The 17714-nt window shown below is 65.2% G+C and carries 22 protein-coding genes; 17 read left to right on the forward strand and 5 right to left on the reverse strand.

Going from position 1 to position 17714, the window contains the following annotated elements; genetic code table 11:
• Positions 1–19 precede the first annotated feature (19 nt).
• From I6F12_RS20000 to adhP, 9 genes are all read left to right on the forward strand, one after another.
• Entirely contained in the window at positions 20–826 is an 807-nt protein-coding gene (locus tag I6F12_RS20000; RefSeq protein ID WP_036012847.1) for a xanthine dehydrogenase family protein subunit M, read from the forward strand.
• 62 nt (positions 827–888) lie between these two features.
• Entirely contained in the window at positions 889–1812 is a 924-nt protein-coding gene (locus I6F12_RS20005; RefSeq protein ID WP_036027789.1) for a MoxR family ATPase, read from the forward strand.
• A gap of 130 nt (positions 1813–1942) precedes the next feature.
• Complete coding sequence (locus tag I6F12_RS20010; RefSeq protein ID WP_057029512.1) at positions 1943–3145, forward strand: VWA domain-containing protein; 1203 nt, start codon at positions 1943–1945, stop codon at positions 3143–3145.
• 10 nt (positions 3146–3155) lie between these two features.
• Complete coding sequence (locus tag I6F12_RS20015; RefSeq protein ID WP_025037240.1) at positions 3156–3479, forward strand: XdhC family protein; 324 nt, start codon at positions 3156–3158, stop codon at positions 3477–3479.
• A gap of 2 nt (positions 3480–3481) precedes the next feature.
• Entirely contained in the window at positions 3482–4183 is a 702-nt protein-coding gene (locus tag I6F12_RS20020) for an XdhC family protein (RefSeq protein WP_225124770.1), read from the forward strand.
• Positions 4180–5784, forward strand: coding sequence for a molybdopterin-binding/glycosyltransferase family 2 protein (locus tag I6F12_RS20025; RefSeq protein WP_225124772.1), 1605 nt, complete (start codon positions 4180–4182; stop codon positions 5782–5784). Before I6F12_RS20020 ends, I6F12_RS20025 begins: the two co-directional genes overlap by 4 nt.
• A 203-nt stretch (positions 5785–5987) precedes the next feature.
• The gene (locus I6F12_RS20030) at positions 5988–6377 is read left to right on the forward strand and encodes a DUF4189 domain-containing protein (protein ID WP_057029515.1); all 390 of its coding nucleotides are present in this window, start codon (positions 5988–5990) and stop codon (positions 6375–6377) included.
• 65 nt (positions 6378–6442) lie between these two features.
• A complete protein-coding gene (locus I6F12_RS20035; RefSeq protein ID WP_057029516.1) occupies positions 6443–6853 on the forward strand; it encodes a DUF2000 family protein in 411 nt (136 codons plus the stop codon).
• Positions 6854–6992: 139 nt separating this feature from the next.
• Positions 6993–8018: an alcohol dehydrogenase AdhP gene (gene adhP / locus I6F12_RS20040; RefSeq protein WP_225157077.1), complete on the forward strand. Its 1026-nt coding sequence runs from the start codon at positions 6993–6995 to the stop codon at positions 8016–8018.
• A 67-nt stretch (positions 8019–8085) separates the two neighbouring features.
• On the opposite strand, the gene I6F12_RS20045 is transcribed toward adhP, so the two are convergent.
• From I6F12_RS20045 to I6F12_RS20055, 3 genes are read right to left on the reverse strand one after another with little or no spacing between them, the layout of a single operon-like run.
• Positions 8086–8499, reverse strand: a complete 414-nt coding sequence (locus tag I6F12_RS20045; protein WP_036012827.1) for a GFA family protein — start codon at positions 8497–8499, stop codon at positions 8086–8088.
• Positions 8500–8514: 15 nt separating this feature from the next.
• A complete protein-coding gene (locus I6F12_RS20050) occupies positions 8515–8976 on the reverse strand; it encodes an SRPBCC domain-containing protein (protein ID WP_036027779.1) in 462 nt (153 codons plus the stop codon).
• Entirely contained in the window at positions 8973–9308 is a 336-nt protein-coding gene (locus tag I6F12_RS20055; protein ID WP_036012825.1) for a metalloregulator ArsR/SmtB family transcription factor, read from the reverse strand. Before I6F12_RS20055 ends, I6F12_RS20050 begins: the two co-directional genes overlap by 4 nt.
• 108 nt (positions 9309–9416) lie before the next feature.
• Between I6F12_RS20055 and I6F12_RS20060 the strand changes: the two genes are divergently transcribed.
• The 6 genes from I6F12_RS20060 (at position 9417) to I6F12_RS20085 (ending at position 15405) form a co-directional block, all read left to right on the forward strand.
• Positions 9417–10112, forward strand: coding sequence for a TetR/AcrR family transcriptional regulator (locus tag I6F12_RS20060; RefSeq protein ID WP_225124775.1), 696 nt, complete (start codon positions 9417–9419; stop codon positions 10110–10112).
• Positions 10109–10912, forward strand: coding sequence for an efflux RND transporter periplasmic adaptor subunit (locus I6F12_RS20065; RefSeq protein WP_036027776.1), 804 nt, complete (start codon positions 10109–10111; stop codon positions 10910–10912). Before I6F12_RS20060 ends, I6F12_RS20065 begins: the two co-directional genes overlap by 4 nt.
• Complete coding sequence (locus tag I6F12_RS20070) at positions 10909–11841, forward strand: ABC transporter ATP-binding protein (protein ID WP_036027774.1); 933 nt, start codon at positions 10909–10911, stop codon at positions 11839–11841. The genes I6F12_RS20065 and I6F12_RS20070 overlap by 4 nt, the downstream gene beginning before the upstream one ends.
• Positions 11838–13001 (forward strand): ABC transporter permease, encoded by a 1164-nt coding sequence (locus tag I6F12_RS20075; RefSeq protein WP_036027772.1) that lies wholly within the window; start codon positions 11838–11840, stop codon positions 12999–13001. The genes I6F12_RS20070 and I6F12_RS20075 overlap by 4 nt, the downstream gene beginning before the upstream one ends.
• A gap of 29 nt (positions 13002–13030) precedes the next feature.
• Positions 13031–14338, forward strand: a complete 1308-nt coding sequence (locus I6F12_RS20080; protein WP_225124777.1) for an adenylate/guanylate cyclase domain-containing protein — start codon at positions 13031–13033, stop codon at positions 14336–14338.
• A gap of 152 nt (positions 14339–14490) precedes the next feature.
• Positions 14491–15405, forward strand: a complete 915-nt coding sequence (locus tag I6F12_RS20085; protein ID WP_225124778.1) for a PhzF family phenazine biosynthesis protein — start codon at positions 14491–14493, stop codon at positions 15403–15405.
• Positions 15406–15541: 136 nt separating this feature from the next.
• Here I6F12_RS20085 and I6F12_RS20090 read toward each other — a convergent pair whose 3' ends face one another.
• Both I6F12_RS20090 and I6F12_RS20095 read right to left on the reverse strand, forming a co-directional pair.
• Positions 15542–16003, reverse strand: coding sequence for a DUF488 domain-containing protein (locus tag I6F12_RS20090; RefSeq protein WP_225124779.1), 462 nt, complete (start codon positions 16001–16003; stop codon positions 15542–15544).
• Positions 16004–16010: 7 nt separating this feature from the next.
• Positions 16011–16847, reverse strand: coding sequence for a DUF72 domain-containing protein (locus I6F12_RS20095; protein ID WP_225114390.1), 837 nt, complete (start codon positions 16845–16847; stop codon positions 16011–16013).
• A 98-nt stretch (positions 16848–16945) separates the two neighbouring features.
• Here I6F12_RS20095 and I6F12_RS20100 point away from each other — a divergent pair, with 98 nt between their 5' ends.
• Entirely contained in the window at positions 16946–17359 is a 414-nt protein-coding gene (locus I6F12_RS20100) for a hypothetical protein (RefSeq protein WP_225157078.1), read from the forward strand.
• A gap of 113 nt (positions 17360–17472) precedes the next feature.
• Positions 17473–17673 carry a hypothetical protein gene (locus I6F12_RS20105; RefSeq protein ID WP_036027765.1) on the forward strand — a complete coding sequence of 67 codons (201 nt, stop codon included), beginning with the start codon at positions 17473–17475 and terminating at the stop codon, positions 17671–17673.
• Positions 17674–17714: the final 41 nt, after the last annotated feature.

Below are 17714 nucleotides of genomic sequence, written 5' to 3' on the forward strand. Positions count from 1 at the left end.
CCGCGATCAGGACATACAGATGTACGAATTCAAATATCATCGCCCTGGGACCGTTCGCCAGGCGGCCAACCTCCTGGTGAAGAACGAGGACGCCAAGGTGATCGCCGGCGGCCACACGCTGATTCCCGTCATGAAGCAGCGCCTCGCCAGTCCCCCGCATCTGGTCGACCTCTCCCACATCGAGGGGCTCAATGCGATCGAGATGAAGGGCCGCTCGCTCGTGATCGGCGCCACCGCCAAGCATGCCGAGGTCGCGACCTCCGCCATCGTCGGTGAAGCCATTCCGGCGCTGGCGAATCTCGCCGGCGGCATTGGCGATCCCGCCGTGCGTCACAAGGGCACGATCGGCGGCTCGCTCGCCAACAACGATCCGACTGCCGATTATCCGGCCGCGGTGCTCGCGCTCGGGGCCACCATCGTCACCAACAAGCGCCGCCTCAAGGCGGAAGAGTTCTTCCAGGGCCTGTTCACGACCGCGCTCGAAGCGGATGAGATCATCACCAAGGTGATGTTCCCGCTGCCGAAGAAGGCCGCCTATGTCAAGTTCCGCAACCAGGCCTCGCGCTATGCGCTTGTCGGGGTGTTCGTGGCGCGGCGTCCTTCGGACGTGCGCGTTGCCGTCACCGGTGCGGGCTCCGAAGGCGTGTTCCGCGTCACCGCATTCGAGGAAGCCTTGAAGAAGCGCTTCGCCTCGAAGGCGCTGGAGGGCATCGCGGTACCGGCCGAAGGCCTCAACAGCGACATCCACGGCAGCGCCGAATACCGCGCGCATCTCATCGGCGTGCTGACGCGGCGCGCCGTCGATGCCGCCAATGCCAAGGAATGAGCTGACCTCATTCCTCGGTCCAGACCTGTCCCCGGTGAGGGCGAAGCGAGACTGGCTTTTTCATGACTTCAGCGGCTACTTCTTCCGGTGCTTTGCCGGCATCGGTCGATGCGATGCTCGAACTCCTGACGTCGCGCGGCTATCTCGCTGAGCGCTCGCTGGCGACGGTGACGTATCTGTCGCTGCGTATGGGCCGACCGCTGTTCCTGGAAGGTGAGGCCGGCGTCGGCAAGACCGAGATCGCTAAGGTGCTCTCGGCGGCGCTGGGGCGGAAGCTGATCCGCCTGCAGTGCTATGAAGGCCTCGACGTCTCCTCCGCGGTGTATGAGTGGAACAGCGCGTCGCAGATGATCGCGATCCGGATGGCGGAAGCCGCGGGCGACACCGATCGCGATCAGCTTTCGAGCGATATCTTCGCCGACCGCTACATGATCAAGCGGCCGCTGCTCCAGGCGCTGGAGCCTGATGTCGCCGGTCCGCCGGTGCTGCTGATCGACGAGCTCGACCGTGCCGACGAGGCGTTCGAAGCCTACCTGCTCGAAATCCTCAGTGACTTCCAGGTGACCATCCCTGAGTTCGGCACCGTGAAGGCGCCGCATCCGCCGATCGTCATCATCACCTCCAACCGTACCCGCGAGATCCACGACGCGCTGAAGCGGCGCTGCCTCTATCACTGGGTCGACTATCCCGCTGCCGAGCGCGAGCTCGCGATCGTCAAGACACGTGTGCCCGGCATCTCCGCCAAGCTGTCGCAGCAGGTCGTGCGCTTCGTGCAGGCACTGCGCAACCAGGACTTCTACAAGTCGCCGGGCGTTGCCGAGACCATCGACTGGGCCACCGCGCTGTCGGAGCTCGATGCCCGCTCACTGACCCCGCAAGTGGTCGGCGACACGCTGGGCGCGCTGCTCAAGTACCAGGACGACATCACCCGCATGCAGGGCGACACGCTGCAGAAGGTGCTGAAGGACGCGACGAGCGAGAATTGATCTCGCGCGTCATTCCGGGGCGCGCGTTAGCGCGAACCCGGAATCCATCGGCCGCAGAGTTGGTGGATGAATGGATTCCGGGCTCGATGCTGCGCATCGCCCCGGAATGACGACCGAGGGTGCTGAACCAATGGCCATCAACCACCTTGCTCCCGAAAAGACCGAGCAATTCGCCGACAACATCGTGGGCTTCGCACGCGCGCTGCGTGCGGCCGGCCTGCCGGTCGGGCCGGGCGCTGTCATCGATGCCATGAGCGCGCTGCAGGTGATCGACATCGGCAGCCGATCCGACGTCTTCACCACGCTGGAGGCGATCTTCGTCAAGCGCCATGAGCATGCGCTGATCTTCAAGCAGGCTTTCAACCTGTTCTTCCGCGCCTCGGAAGAATGGAAGCACATGCTGGATTCGGTGCCGCTGCCGGACGAGGCCAAGAAGAAGCCCCAGGCCGGCGCCCGCCGCGTCCAGGAGGCGATGGCGCAGCCTCGCATGACCGAGACGCCGCAGCACCAGGAGCAGGATCTGCGCCTGTCGGTCTCCGACAAGGAGATCCTGCAGAAGAAGGATTTTGCGCAGATGAGCGCGGCGGAGATCGCCGAGGCGCTCCGTGCCATCGAGCGGATGAGGTTGCCGCAGGCCGAGCTCTTGACGCGCCGGCGCCGGCCCGATGCGCGCGGCCTGCGCCTCGACCTCCGCCGCACGCTGCGCGCCTCCTTGCGCACCGGCGGCGACATCATCGACATCCATCGCCTCGGGCGCATCGAGAAGCCGGCGCCGATCGTGGCGCTGCTCGACATCTCGGGCTCGATGAGCGAATACACCCGTCTGTTCCTGCACTTCCTGCATGCGATCACGGATGCTCGAAAGCGCGTTTCGGTGTTCCTGTTCGGCACCCGCTTGACGAATGTCACCCGTGCGCTGCGCCAGCGCGATCCCGACGAGGCGCTGGCGAGCTGCTCGGCCTCGGTCGAGGATTGGGCCGGCGGCACCCGCATCTCGGCCTCGCTGCACAACTTCAACAAATTGTGGGCGCGCCGGGTGCTGAGCCAGGGCGCCATCGTGCTCCTGATCTCCGACGGGCTGGAGCGGGAGGCCGATTCCAAGCTCGCCTTCGAGATGGACCGGCTGCACCGGTCCTGCCGGCGGCTGATCTGGCTGAACCCGCTGCTGCGGTTTGGCGGCTTCGAGGCCAAGGCGCAGGGCATCAAAATGATGCTCCCCCACGTTGACGAATTCCGCCCGGTACATAATTTGAGTTCGATCCAGGAGCTGATCACGACGCTCTCCCAGCCGCTGCCGCCGCATCACCGCAGCCTGATCCGCTCCGCAGCTTGAGAGGCCAGCCATGCTCGATCGCGACGAGGACATCCTGAAGGCGGCGGAGGACTGGCAGAAGGCCGGCCGTGGCGTCGCACTGGCGACAGTGGTGGAAACCTGGGGCTCGGCGCCGCGCCCGGCGGGCTCGAGCCTCGTTATCAACGACGAAGGCACGTTCTTGGGGTCCGTCTCCGGCGGCTGCGTCGAGGGCGCGGTGGTTACGGAGGCCATGGATGTGATCCAGAGCGGCAAGCCGAAGATGCTGGAGTTCGGCGTCGCCGACGAGACCGCCTGGAACGTTGGGCTGTCCTGCGGCGGCACCATCCGCGTCTTCGTCGAGAAGGTCGGTTAGCCGTGAAGCTCGACATCCTGCACGAACTCAATGCCGAACGCGCCGCGCGCCGGCCGGTCATCCTGGTGACGGACACCGAGAGCGGCGAGCAGCGGCTGGTGAAGGCGAAGGATTTCGCCGGGGATCCGCTGCGCGCCGAGCTGGAGAAGCAGCTTCGCATGGGCAAGAGCACCAGTGTCGAGGCCGGCGGCAAGAAGCTGTTTCTCAACGTCTACGCCCCGACGGCAAAGCTCGTCATCATCGGCGCGGTCCATATCAGCCAGGCGCTCGCGCCGCTGGCGCGCTCGCTCGGCTATGACGTCACCGTGGTCGATCCGCGCACGGCCTTTGCGAGCCCCGAGCGCTTTCCCGACATTCCGTTGATCGCCGAATGGCCTGATACTGCGCTGCCGCCGCTTAATGTCGATGCCTACACCGCGTTCGTGGCGGTGACGCACGATCCCAAGATCGACGACCCCGCGCTGCTGCACGCCTTCGAGCGCAACTGCTTCTATATCGGCGCGCTCGGCTCGCGAAAGACGCATGCCAAGCGTGGCGACCGGTTGCGGGCGCAAGGCGCCAAGGAAAGCGACATCGCGCGCATCCACGCGCCCATTGGGCTAGCGATCGGCGCGGTCTCGCCGTCCGAGATCGCGGTGGCGATCATGGCCGAGATCACGGCCGTGCTTCGGCTGCCTCCCAAGGAAAAAGAAGAAGCGGCATGAAGTTCGGCCCGGCGAGACCCAGGGATGCGATTGGCGGGGTGACCGTCCACACCCTGCGCCAGGGATCGCTGGTGCTGAAGAAGGGCACGACGATCGGACCTGCCGAGGTCGAGGCGCTGGAGCGCGCCGGCATCAAGGACATCGTCGTGGTGCGCATGGAGGCGGGCGACGTCTCCGAGGACGTTGCCGCCGCCAGCATCGCGCTCGCCATCGGCGGCGAGGGCATCCATGTCGAGCGCGCTTTCACCGGCCGTGCCAATCTGTTCGCCGCGCGAGCGGGCGTGCTGGTGATCGATCGCGCCGCGGTCGACCGCATCAACAACATCGACGAAGCCATCACCTTTGCCACGCTCGCCGCCTACAAGCCGGTAGTCGAGGGCGAGATGGTCGGAACCGTCAAGATCATCCCGTTCGGCGTCGAGGCGAGTTTGCGCGATGCCGCGGTGAAGGCGGCGGGCAAGGACGTGCTGAAGGTCGCGCCTTACGTGATCAAGCGCGTCGGCGTGGTCTCGACGCTGCTGCCGGGCCTGTCCACCAAGGTGATCGACAAGACGCTGCGCGTCACTGCCGAACGGCTGGCGCCAGCCGGCGCCAGCATCATCGCCGAGCGCCGGGTCCCGCACGAGGAGCAGGCGCTGTCGGCCGCGATCAAGGAATTGCTCGGCCTCGGCGCCGAGCTCGTGATCGTGTTCGGTGCATCCGCGATCGCTGACCGCCGCGACGTGATTCCGGCGGCCGTCACCGGAATCGGCGGCGAGATCGAGCATTTCGGCATGCCGGTCGACCCCGGAAATCTCCTGCTGATCGCCCGCGCCGGCGAGGTGCCGGTGCTGGGCGCGCCGGGCTGCGCGCGCTCGCCGGTCGAGAACGGTTTTGACTGGGTCTTAATGCGGCTTCTCGCCGGCATCAAGGTGACCCGCTCCGAGCTGATGGGCATGGGCGTCGGCGGCCTCTTGATGGAGATCGTGACGCGGCCGCAGCCGCGCGCCAAGCCGGAGACCGAGGGCAACCGCCAGGTCGCGGCCATCGTGCTCGCGGCGGGACGCTCGACCCGGATGGGCGGGCCGAACAAGCTGCTCGCCGAGCTCGACGGCAAGAAGCTGGTGCGCCTCGCGACCGAGCAGGCGCTGGCCTCTAGGGCATCCGAGGTGATCGTCGTCACCGGCCATCAGGCCGAGCTCGTCGAGCAGGCGCTACAAGGCCTGAAGGTGACATTCGTCCGCAATCCGGACTTCGCCGGCGGCATCGCCAGTTCGGTGAAGGCCGGCATCGTCGCCGTTCCCGAGACCTGCGATGGCGCCGTCGTGTGTCTCGGCGACATGCCGCTGATCGACGCCGGCCTGATCGACAGGCTGATCGACAGTTTCGCGCCCGACCGCGGCAATCTCATCGTCGTTCCCGTCAGCGAGGGCCGCCGCGGCAACCCCGTGCTGTGGTCGCGCCGCTTCTTCAAGGAGCTGATGACGCTCGACGGCGACGTCGGCGCGCGGCATCTGATCGCCAAGCACACTGAAGCCGTCGCCGAGGTGCCCGTCGACGGCGAGAGCGCCTTCCTCGACATCGACACGCCGCAGGCGCTGGAGGCGGCACGGCGGGGCTGAAGATGCGTAGGGCGGATTAGCCGAAGGCGTAATCCGCCGCTGTGTTTCTCCGCGGAAACAAAAGAGGCGGATTACGCTTCGCTAATCCGCCCTACGGGACTACGGCATCCTCCAAGCCTGCCGATTTCAACCACCCGTTCACCATCTGGAAACGACCGCCGCTTAGAGTTGCCGCCACCTGCCTTGGGGGGAGGGGTTTTTCCATGGCTTCGAACGTCGTCGCGCGCCGTTGCGCGATGTTTTTCCTTGCGCTGTCCGTTTTTGCATCCGGCGCGCGCCATATGACAGAAGCCCAGGCCGCCGGCGCTTTCGCGGTCGGCAAGTGCGGCGCTTATGGCCAGGCCTATGATTATGGCCACGAGGACGAGGCCCGCGCCGCCGCGCAGAAGCAGTGCAAGGGCGATTGCACCACCATGACGATGAAGCGCGCCTGCGCTGCGATGTCGGTCGATATGACCAATCCCTGCGGCGCCTACGGCTATGCCGTCAAGCCGAATATTTCCGCCTCGCTCAACGCCGCTACGCGCGAATGCTACAAATACGGCGGCAAGGAATGCGTGATCCGCGCCTGGGCCTGTGACGCCAAGGGGTGATTTTCTCTTGCTGTCGTGATCGGGCGTTGCGTAGCATCGCCAGGGAATGACAGTGGAAGGCATACATGCAGTTCGACACCAAGATCGCGGTCGTGATCCGTACCGATCTTCAGGCCTGGCAGAAGCTGAACGTAGCCTCCTTCCTCACCAGCGGCATCGCCGCGGCCTTTCCGGAATGCATCGGCGAAGCCTATGAGGACGCCTCGGGCACGAAGTATCATGCACTGATCGGCCAACCGATCCTGATCTATGGCGCCGACGGTCCGGCGCTGTCGCGCGCGCTGGACCGCGCGCTCGCCCGCAACGTCAAGGCGGCGGTCTATACCGAAGACATGTTCAAGACGACACATGATGCCGCCAACCGCGAGGCGGTGAGGGCGGTTGCGCGTAGCGACCTCAATCTCGTCGGCATTGCGATGCGCGCCGAGCGGAAGGTGATCGACAAGATCGTCGACGGTCTCAAGTTCCATAGCTGACAGATCGAGAGCATCGCGCGGCGTCATCGGGGTGTCATGATGGACCCGCCCTTGCGCAAACATTGTGCTTTTTGACTCTCGTCAAGGGTGCGCCGGGCGGCGTCGCTATTCTGCTTCACAAAGCACAAGGAGCAGACCGATGCCGACCATGAAAGCCGCAATCGTCAAGCAATTCGGCAAACCGCTGGTGATCGAGGACGTGCCGGTGCCGCAGCCCGGTCCGGGCGAGGTTCTGGTCAAGGTCAAGGCCTGCGGCGTCTGTCACACCGATCTGCACGCCACCTCCGGCGACTGGCCGGTGAAGCCGGTGCCGCCCTTCATCCCCGGCCATGAAGCCGCCGGCATCGTCGCCGCGCTCGGGCCCGGCGTGAAGAATCTGAAAGTCGGCGATGCCGTCGGCGTCGCCTGGCTGCACGACGCCTGCATGTCGTGCGAATATTGCGAGACCGGCTGGGAGACGCTGTGCGAGCACCAGCACAACACCGGCTACAGCGTCAACGGCGGCTTTGCCGAATATGTCATCGCTTCGGCCGCGTTCGCCGCCAAGCTGCCGGCGACGATCGATTTCGCGGCCATCGCGCCGATCCTCTGCGCTGGGGTCACCACCTACAAGGGATTGAAGGAAACCGAGGCCAAGCCCGGCGAGTGGGTCGTGATCTCCGGAATCGGCGGGCTCGGCCATGTCGCGATCCAATACGCCAAGGCGATGGGGCTGAAGGTCGCCGCGGTTGATATCGCCGAGGACAAGTTGGAGCTGGCGCGTGAAACCGGTGCCGATCTCGCGGTCAACGCGCTGGCGGATGGTGCAGTGGAGAAGGTGCTGACGGCGAGTGGGGGAGGCGCGCATGGCGTGCTGGTGACGGCGGTGTCGACTGCTGCATTCGCTCAGGCGCTCAAGATGGTGCGTCGCAAGGGCACTGTCAGCCTCGTCGGCCTGCCGCCGGGCGAATTCCCGACACCGATCTTCGACGTCGTGCTCAAGCGCATCACCGTGCGCGGCTCCATCGTCGGCACGAGGCGTGACCTCGACGAAGCCATCGCGTTCGCCGCCGACGGCAAGGTCAAGGCCGAGGTGACCAAGGTGCCGCTCGCAGCGATCAACGACGTCTTCGACCGGATGACGGCCGGCAAGATCGACGGTCGCATGGTGCTGGATTTTGGCTAAAGCGTTTTCGAGCGAAGTGGACACCGGTTCGCGTTAAGAAAACGCGTCAAAACAAGAATCTGGCGCTTTACCCTGGCGGCATGCCGTCGAACTTCACCAGGCCAGGGTCGAGAGGATCCCACTCATGACCGCGCGCGGCGAAGGTCACCGCCTGCGGCCTGTAGCGGGCGGGCTCGTCGAGGCTTGCCGCCCGGATCGTGAACACGTCAGGCTGCGCCGCGAAGGTCATGTAGACAGCTACGCCGCATTGTGTGCAGAAGCCGCGGGTCTTCACCTTGCCGTTGTCGGCGACCATGTCCCAGTGCCTGGCATCGCCCGTCAGCGTGACGCCGGCGCGCGCGAAGGTCGCGTACGAGCCATGGCCGCTGCCGCTTTCCCGCTGGCAGTCGCGGCATTGGCAGTGATTGCTGAAGAGGGGCTCCCCTTCAATCGAATAGCGGATCGCGCCGCAGGCGCAGCCGCCGGTATAGGGCTTCTCCACCGCAATATCTCCCACTCAACCTTCGCCGCTGATCTCGTCGAGCTTGCGAACGACCTTCTTCCAGCCGCCGCTCATCACCGTGTAGGCCGACTCGTTCCTGGGCAGGACGAAGCCCGCATGCACGAGGCGGATCCGCGTGCCGGCTTCGACCGGGGTGAGGGACCAGGTCACGACGGTGTCGAGCGGGGCGCCATAGCCGGTGTTGCGCTCGTCGCCGCCTTTCCAGGCGTAGACGAGGCGGCTGAAAGCCACGACCTCCAGAACCCGGCAATGGATCACGCCGTCCCAGTTGCCCCCCGGGGTGGTCTGGAAGGTGAAGGCCTTGCCTTCGACGGCTTCGAAGCCGGTCGGCTGCATCAGCCAGCGCCCGATCAGCTGTCCGCTGGTCAGCGCCTTCCAGATCGTCTGGGCTGTGTGAGGGAAGACCTCGTCGATGACGATGTCTCTTGTGTCGGCTTTCAACGCGGCAGCACTCACGGGTCGATCTCCTTCAAGAGGTCACGCAGGTTCCGGAAACGCTCGCGCCAGAAGACGCCGTAATGGTCCATCCAGGTGACCAGCGGCTCGAGTCCCTGCGGCGCGGCGCGGTAATAGACGTTGCGGCCCTCGGCGCGCTCGGCGACGAGGCCCGCTTGCTTCAACGATTTCAGGTGTTGCGAGACGGCTCCTTGCGTGACGCCGCTGCCGCGCGTCAGCTCGGCGACGCTGATCTCTTTGCTCTCGAACACACGCTCGAACACGGCGCGGCGGGTCGGATCGGCAAGGGCGCGCATCACGGTGGTGACGGGGTTTGGGGTGGCTTCGATCATGCCATCAAATTAGCGGATACTAATGCATTAGTCAACACTAATTCGTCTGGACAGTCGCCGCCCCCGCGCGCTCTTGACTATGACTGACCAGTCAGTCATATATATCGAATGACGAAGAAGCCGACCAAAGCCGCCTTGCCCTCCGCCGCTCCCACCGGAGCGAACGACCCTGGGACTGCTGGCCCCGATGCAGCGCCTGCCTCGAACCGCGCCTCGCGTGCGGCGGAGCGGCGTGCGGCGATCGTGGAGGCGGCGATGGAGGAGTTCATCGCGCGCGGCTTTGCCGCCACCAGGCTCGACGACATCGCCAAGCGCGCCGGCGTCGCCAAGGGCACGATCTACCTGCACTTCAAGGACAAGGAATCGATGTTCGAGGAGCTGGTGCGCATCGTCATCGTTCCCGTGGTCGCACGGCTTACCACGCTGCCGCCGCCGGCAGGCTCGGTGCGCGACCTCATCGAGACGTTCGCCGGCAACTTCCTGAAGGAGGTGATCGGCACGAGACGGGGCGATCTGGTGCGTCTGATCGTGGCGGAGGGGCCGCGCTTTCCGTCCGTCGCCGACTTCTACTACCGCGAGGTGGTCTCGCGCGGGATCACTGCCATGCGCGCGCTGATCGAGCTCGGCATCGCCCGCGGCGAGATCCGGCAGAAGGACCTCGCGCACTATCCACAGATCCTGGTCGCGCCCGCGATGATCGCCGTGATCTGGCAGAGCCTGTTTGCGCGGCATGCGCCGCTCGACGCGCAGGAGATGCTGCGCGTTCATCTCGATTTGATTTTTGGCGAACGGAGGACGACATGAGGTCGTCGCAAGTGATTTCTTTCTTGGCATTGGTCCTTGTGCTCGCAACTGGGCTTGCGGGGTGCAAGGAGAAGCGCGATCCCGGCTTCCAGGGCTGGGTCGAGGCCGACATGATCTTCGTCAGTCCGGACGAAGCCGGGCGCGTCACCAAGCTCAATGTCCGCGAAGGCGACGAGGTCAAGGTCGGCGATCACCTCTATTCCGTCGATGACGATCTCCAGCTTGCCGACCTCAACCAGCAGAAGGCGACGCTTGCGAATGCGCAGCAGACCTATGACCGTGCGGCCTCGCTGAACAAGACCGGTTCGGGCACGCAGGCCAATCTCGATTCCGCCGTGTCCGCCTTGCGCGTCGCGGAGGCGCGGGTGGCGACCTCGGAGACGCGGATGGCGCGGCGCAAGGGCTTTGCGCCGGTCGCCGGCACCATCCAGCAGATCTATTTCCGCGAAGGCGAGATGGTGGCGGCGCAGCGGCCGGTGCTCTCGATCATGCCGCCCGGCAACATGAAGCTGCGCTTCTTCGTGCCGGAGACCGAGCTGCCGAAGCTCGCGATCGGCGACACGGTGCGTGTCTCCTGTGACAATTGCGCCGCCGACCTCACCGCGAAGATCTACTTCATCGCGACCTCGGCCGAATACACGCCGCCCGTCATCTACAGCCTCGAAGAGCGCAACAAGCTGGTCTATCTGATCCAGGCGCGACCCTCGCGGCCCGATGCCTTGCGCGTCGGACAGCCGATCGATATCCACCTCAATCCCAAAACTCCTGAGACCAAGACACCGGTGGCGGACAAGCGATGAGCAACGGCAACGGCATCGCAATCGACGTCAAGGGCCTGACCAAGTCATTCGGCGGCCGCGAGGTCGTGCACGATCTGTCGATGCAGGTGAAGCGCGGCTCGATCTACGGCTTCCTCGGTCCCAACGGCTCGGGCAAGACCACCACCATCCGCATCCTCTGCGGCCTGCTGACGCCCGACAGCGGCGAGGGCACCTGTCTCGGCTATGACATCCGCCGCGATGCCGAGAAGATCAAGCGCCAGGTCGGCTACATGACCCAGCGCTTCAGCCTGTACCAGGACCTCTCGGTGCGTGAGAACCTCGAATTCGTGGCGCGGCTCTATGGCCTCGCTGACGCGCGCGGCGCCGCGCGCGACATGATCAAGCGGCTCGGGCTCTCGGGGCGGGAGGAGCAGCTCGCCGGCGAGCTCTCGGGCGGCTGGAAGCAGCGGCTGGCGCTCGGGGCCTGCACGCTGCCCAATCCACAATTGTTGCTGCTGGACGAGCCGACCGCCGGCGTCGATCCCAAGGCGCGGCGCGATTTCTGGAACGAGATCCATGCGCTGGCCGCCGAGGGCCTCACGGTGCTGGTCTCGACCCATTACATGGACGAGGCCGAGCGCTGCCACGAGATCGCCTACATCGCCTACGGCTATCTGCTGGCGCACGGCACGGTGGAGGAGGTCATCGCGAAATCCGCGCTGACGACCTATACCGTCACGGGCGACGACCTGAACGAGCTTGGCGCGGCGCTCACGGGCAAGCCCGGGATCGACATGGTGGCGCCGTTCGGCACTTCGCTGCATGTTTCCGGCCGCGACGTCCCGGCGCTCGAAGCCAGCATCGCGCCCTGGCGCGAGAGAGGCGGCCTGCACTGGCAGAAGTCCAAGCCCTCGCTCGAAGACGTGTTCATCGAGCTGATGGGACGCTCCAAGGACAATTTCCAATGAGCGCGGTAGAACATCCCGAACCACGGCGCGAAATCCGCGAGCGCTTCGGCTTCCTGCGGCGTTCCTACGCTATGCTGGTCAAGGAGTTCATCCAGCTGAGGCGCGACCGCGTCTCGTTCGCGATGATCGTGATGCTGCCGGTGATGCAGCTGATGCTGTTCGGCTATGCCATCAACACCACGCCGCGTCATCTGCCGAGCGCGGTGCTGCTCCAGGAGGATTCCGATCTCGCCCGCTCGGTGCTGAAGGCGCTGGAGAACACCAAATATTTCCGCTTCCTCTACGAGGTTCACGACGTCGACGATTTCGACAACCTCCTGAAGTCCGGCAAGGTGCTGTTCGGGGTCGAGATCCCGCGCGGCTTCGAGCGGGCGGTGCGGCGCGGCGACAGGCCGGCGCTGCTGGTCGCGGCCGACGCCACCGATCCGGTCGCCGCAAGCGCTGCGCTCGGCTCGCTCGGCATGATCGTGCAGACCGCGCTCGCGCACGATCTCTATATCGGCGAGCCCCCGGAGATGCCGTTCGAGATCCGCGCCCACGCCCGCTACAATCCGGCCGCGAATTCCAGCCTCAATATCGTGCCAGGCCTCGTCGGCACCATCCTCACCATGACCATGCTGATCTTCACCGCGCTCTCGGTCACGCGCGAGGTCGAACGCGGCACCATGGAGAGCCTGTTGTCGATGCCGATCAAGCCGATCGAGGTGATGTTCGGCAAGATCGTGCCCTACGTGCTGGTCGGCTTCGTCCAGGCCTTCCTGATCATCAGCATCGGTGTCGGCCTGTTCGGCGTGCCCGTGCTCGGCAATCTCGTCCTGCTGGCGCTGCTGTCGACGCTGTTCATCACCACCAATCTGGCGGTCGGCTACACCATCTCGACGCTGGTTCAGAACCAGCTCCAGGCCATGCAGATGTCGATGATGTTCTTCCTGCCGAGCATTCTGCTCTCCGGCTTCATGTTCCCGTTCGCAGGCATGCCGGCCTGGGCGCAATATCTCGGCGAATGCCTGCCGCTGACCCATTATTTGCGGATCGTCCGCGCCATCATGCTGAAGGGCGCGACCATGGAGAATTTGCGCTTCGATACGCTGGCTCTGGCGGCCCTGATGCTGCTCGCCATGACCGTCGCGGTGACGCGCTTCCGCCGCACGCTGGATTGAGGCACAATACCCCGGAATCGAGGGGCGGAATGGCCAAGTTTGCGAGCAGGAAGACGCGGCAGCATGCCGTCTTGTCGGAGGACTTCGAGCGCGAGCTGACGCGGGAGGTGCTGCGCACCGAGCTGTTGCGGGTCCGGGCGCTGATCGCGACCGGCTGCGTCATGACGCTGTTCCTCACCGCGATCTATCTGATCGACCCCGCCGTGGTGAACCGGGTCTGGCGCGGCACCGAAGGGTTCGCCGAAGTCTACGGCCTGCTCGTCGGGTTCATTTTGTTCGAGGTCTGGGTCCACACCCAGATCAGGAAGAACCTCCGCCTCGATCGCGACGTGCCGGTGGCCAGGCGCTATATCGGCACGCTGATCGAGACGTCGCTGCCAACCGTGATCCTCATCCTGCAGATCCGGACCATGGGCGCGACCCAGGCCCTCGGCTTTGCCGTGCCGCTGATGTATTTCATTTTCGTCATCCTCTCGACGCTGCGGCTCGATTTCTGGCTCTCGACCTTCACCGGCTTCGTCGCTGCTGCCGAGCTGTTCGTGGTCGCACTGGTCTACGATCCCTCGAGCAGCGTCGGCGAGCCCCAGCTCTATTTTCACGCGGTCCGCAGCACCATCATCCTGATCTGCGGCGTGCTCGCCGGCGCCGTCGGCGCGCAATTGCGCCGGCAGTTCGCCGCGAGCATCGCGGCCGCCACCGCGCGCGACAGGGTCACCAATCTGTTCGGCCAGCACGTCTCGCCGCAGGTGGTGGAGCGGCTGATGACGGCGGGAACGGGCGCTAGCGGCGACGTCCGCCGCGTCGCGGTGATGTTCGTCGATTTCCGCGGCTTCACGGCCGGTGCGCAGTCGCGCAGTCCGCAGGAGGTGGTCGACCGGCTCGACAGCGCCTTCGCCGTCCTGGTCGACATTCTCGACCGCCAGGGCGGCATTGTGAACAAGTTTCTCGGTGACGGTTTCCTCGCGCTGTTCGGCGCGCCGCTGGAAGCATCCGATGCCGCGCACCGCGCGGTCGCCGCCGGCCGCGAGATGCTCCGGGCAATGGACCGCATCAACGCAGAGAGCAGCTGGCCGCTGCGGATCGGCATTGGCATCCATTTCGGCGAGGTCGTCGCCGGCAATATCGGCTCGCCCCGGCGCAAGGAATACACGGTCATCGGCGATACCGTGAACTTCGCCTCGCGACTCGAGGCGCTGAACAAGGATTTCGGCTCGCAGCTCTTGATCTCGGCGTCCGTGCGCGAGGCGCTGGGAGCCGACGGCAGCGATGCCGTCGCGCTCGGCGAGGTCGAGGTGCGCGGCTACGAGCAGAAAGTACCGGTGTTTCAGCTGGGGTAATGTGCATCACACATCGGCGCGCGCAGTTCACTTTCATCCAAGCGATTGCTCCGATTGCACTCGATTTTGGGGCATGACGAGCGATGTTTTCGGCTTGTAGAGTGCTGCGCGATGCGGCCGGTCGCGGCCGCGACTTGCATGCGGAAGTGACGATGCAGCGCCGCTACATCACCGTCGACGTGTTCACCGACCGCACCTTCGGCGGCAACCAGCTCGCTGTGGTGCTCGATGCCGGCGGGCTGACGACGCAGCAGATGCAGGCGATCGCGACCGAGTTCAATTATTCCGAGACCACTTTCGTGCTGCCGCCGCGCGACAGGGCCAACGACGCCGAGGTGCGCATCTTCACGCCGGTGCAGGAGATCGCCTTTGCGGGCCATCCCAATGTCGGCACCGCCTTCGTGCTGGCCTCGATGGCGAAGGAGCCGAAGCCACGCCTGCTGTTCGAGGAGAAGGCCGGGTTGGTCCCGGTCGAGATCGTGCGAGAGCAGGGCAGGGTGATCAGAACCGAGCTCACCGCGCCGCAGCCGCTGCAGCGGCTCTCAACGCTGTCAACAGCGGAAGCCGCGAGCTGCATCTCGCTCGTTGCCGACGACATCAAGACCGACAATCACGAGCCGCAGATTGTCACCGTCGGAAACGCGTTTCTGGTGATGGAGCTGCATTCGCGCGAGGCGCTGAAGCGGGCCCGGCCCGATGCTGCGGCCTTTGGCAAGGTCTTGCCGCGCGATGGTGCCCGCGCGGTGTGGTTCTATACGCGCGATGTGCCGGCGGCGGAGGCGCCTTGCGAGCGACAGGCGCGCATGTTCATGCGCGGTGCCAGCGGCCTCGTCGAGGATCCCGCCACCGGCAGCGCCACGGTTGCCGCCGCCGCGCTGTTCGCCGATCTCGATCCCGCGCGCGATTGTGAGCTCAAGCTCACACTCGGCCAGGGTTTTGACATGGGTCGTCCAAGCATCCTCTCGACCCGCGTACGCAAGCAGGACGGCAAAATTGTATCCGCTCACGTCGGCGGCGCTTGCGTGCAGATGATGAAGGGGACGTTCCGGCTGGCGGGGGAGGGGTAACTTGTCATTCCGGGGCGCGCGTAGCGCGAACCCGGAATCCATCTAGCCGCAGTGTTGGTGGAGGAATGGATTCTCAGGTGCGCAATTGCGCACCATAGTTCGCGCCAAGAGGCGCGCCCCGGAATGACGGCGACAACTACACCTGCCGCCCAGCCAAATTCTTCACCGCAACCCCATCGCGCTCCTCGATGATCTCCGCGATCATCTGGCGGTGGCAGTGGGTGTGGTCGCGCTCGTAGCAGAGCAGGCACACCGGGCCGGCCGTTTTCACCAGCGCAGAAAGCTCGTCCATCTCTTCCCTCGCCTGCGGCGTCTTCAGGTGCTTGGAGAAGATCTTCTCCAGCACGTCGTATTGACCGCTGCGGGCGGCGAGGCGGCCTTCCTTCGGCGTGCCGAGCGCGGCGAGATGGACATAGCCGATGCCGCGCTCGTCGAGGCCCGCCGCAAGCTGCTTCTTGGAAAAGCCCGGCCGACGCGACGACGTCACCGCGCGCACGTCGACCACGAGCTTGACGCCGGCCTGTTCCAGCTCGTCCAGCACGGCCTTCGGCGGTGTCTGCTCATAGCCGATGGTGAAGAGCTTCTTCGCCTTTGCCATGGGACCCTCAACTCACCCGTGCGATCAGTTCCATGGCGCCGTGCGGTGCGCGCACCTTGCCCTCGTGGATGACGTAAGCGAACACGTCGCGCGGCTCCTTCTTCGGCTTGGCCTTGTCAACCTTCGGGAGATCGTCGGGTTCACCGCCCGAAGCCCAGTCCTGGAAGCGCTCGGCCCAGGCGTCGAGCTGCTTTGGCGGATAGCAGGTCTTGATCTCGTCATTGCCCTTCTGCAGCCGCGCGTAGACGAAATCGCCGGCGACATCTGCGATGGCGGGATATTTGCCGTGCTCGGCGAAAACCACGGGCGTCTCGAACTCGCGGATCAGCGCCACGAAGTCCGGCGTGCAGAAGCTGTCATGGCGCACTTCCACGACATGGCGCAGCGCGCGCCCCTCGAGCTTGCGCGGCAACAGCTCCAGGAACTTGCCGAAATCGGCGCCATCGAACTTCTTCGTCGGCGCAAACTGCCACAGCACCGGCCCGAGATGATCGCCGAGTTCCAGCACGCCGGAATCGTAGAACCGCTTGATGGAATCGCCGGCCTCCGCGAGCACGCGGCGGTTGGTCGCGAAGCGCGGTCCCTTCACCGAGAACACGAAACCGTCAGGCACCTCGCTCGCCCATTTGCGAAAGCTCTCCGGCTTCTGCGAGCCGTAATAGGTGCCGTTGATCTCGATCGAGGTCAGCTTCGAGGCGGCATAGGACAGCTCCTTCGCCTGCGCCAGCTTCTCCGGATAGAACACGCCGCGCCAGGGCTCGAAGGTCCAGCCGCCGATACCGATGAAGATGTTGCCGGATTTTTTGGACGCAGTTTTTGCTTTGGCCACGGGAGGATCTCGCATCGACGGGGAGGGATCTCATCCTAATCAAACCAGATGTGATTGGCCAGTTGGCCGGTCCGGTCTAAGCTCGCGACGGGCCCGCGAAGAAGGAGAACAAGATGCGGATGCTGCTGGTGGGGGGCGCGCTCGTCATGATGACATCTGCTGCCATGACAAGTTCTGCCGTGGCGGATGACGACGTCACGAAGGGCGCGCAGAAGCTCGCTCAGCAGGGCCGCGACGACTATTGGCATTGCCTCGCGCGGGAATATTCGCGCGAGTCCAATCAGGGCCTGTCGGAGCAGGATTTCGGCCGCTCGGTTGCCGGAGCCTGTCCGTCGGAGCGGCAATATTACCGGGTCACGCTGCTCGATTATCTCACCACGCAATATCCTGATATCGATGCCGGCGCTCATCTCGCCACCGCGAACAGAGCGGTGGAGGCGGCGCAGAAGGACATCGTGATGGCCTTCGTCAAGCACCGGCCGCCCCAGAAGTACCCCAGAAGTAGGGGAGTGGCGAATCGCGAATAGGGCGACAAGGCAGGCCATGCTCATTCGCCACTCGCCATTCGCGATTCGCCCTGGGCCTTCCAGTCGCGCGCTCATCCATGGTATCAGTGAGCCCGTCTGGAGCTGGAACTTGCATGTCGTCTGAGTCGGTGGGTGGCATTCTGGGGGCGATCGTCGCGGCGGTCGTCCTTGCGGTTGCCGTCGTGTTCGGGCCGATCGGCCAGTACGGCAAGCCGCCCAAGCCGGCGAAGGCCGAGCCGGCGGCGGCGGCACCCGCAGCCCCGGTCGCGCCCGCGCCGCGCGGGCCGGTCATCCGGGAAGTGCCCAACCAATAGGGGTCTGAAAATCGGATTTCCGCCCCCTTGCGGAACGCTTT

This window comes from Bradyrhizobium sp. IC4059 (assembly GCF_020193615.1).
In the GTDB taxonomy this organism is placed as follows: Bacteria; Pseudomonadota; Alphaproteobacteria; order Rhizobiales; family Xanthobacteraceae; genus Bradyrhizobium; species Bradyrhizobium yuanmingense.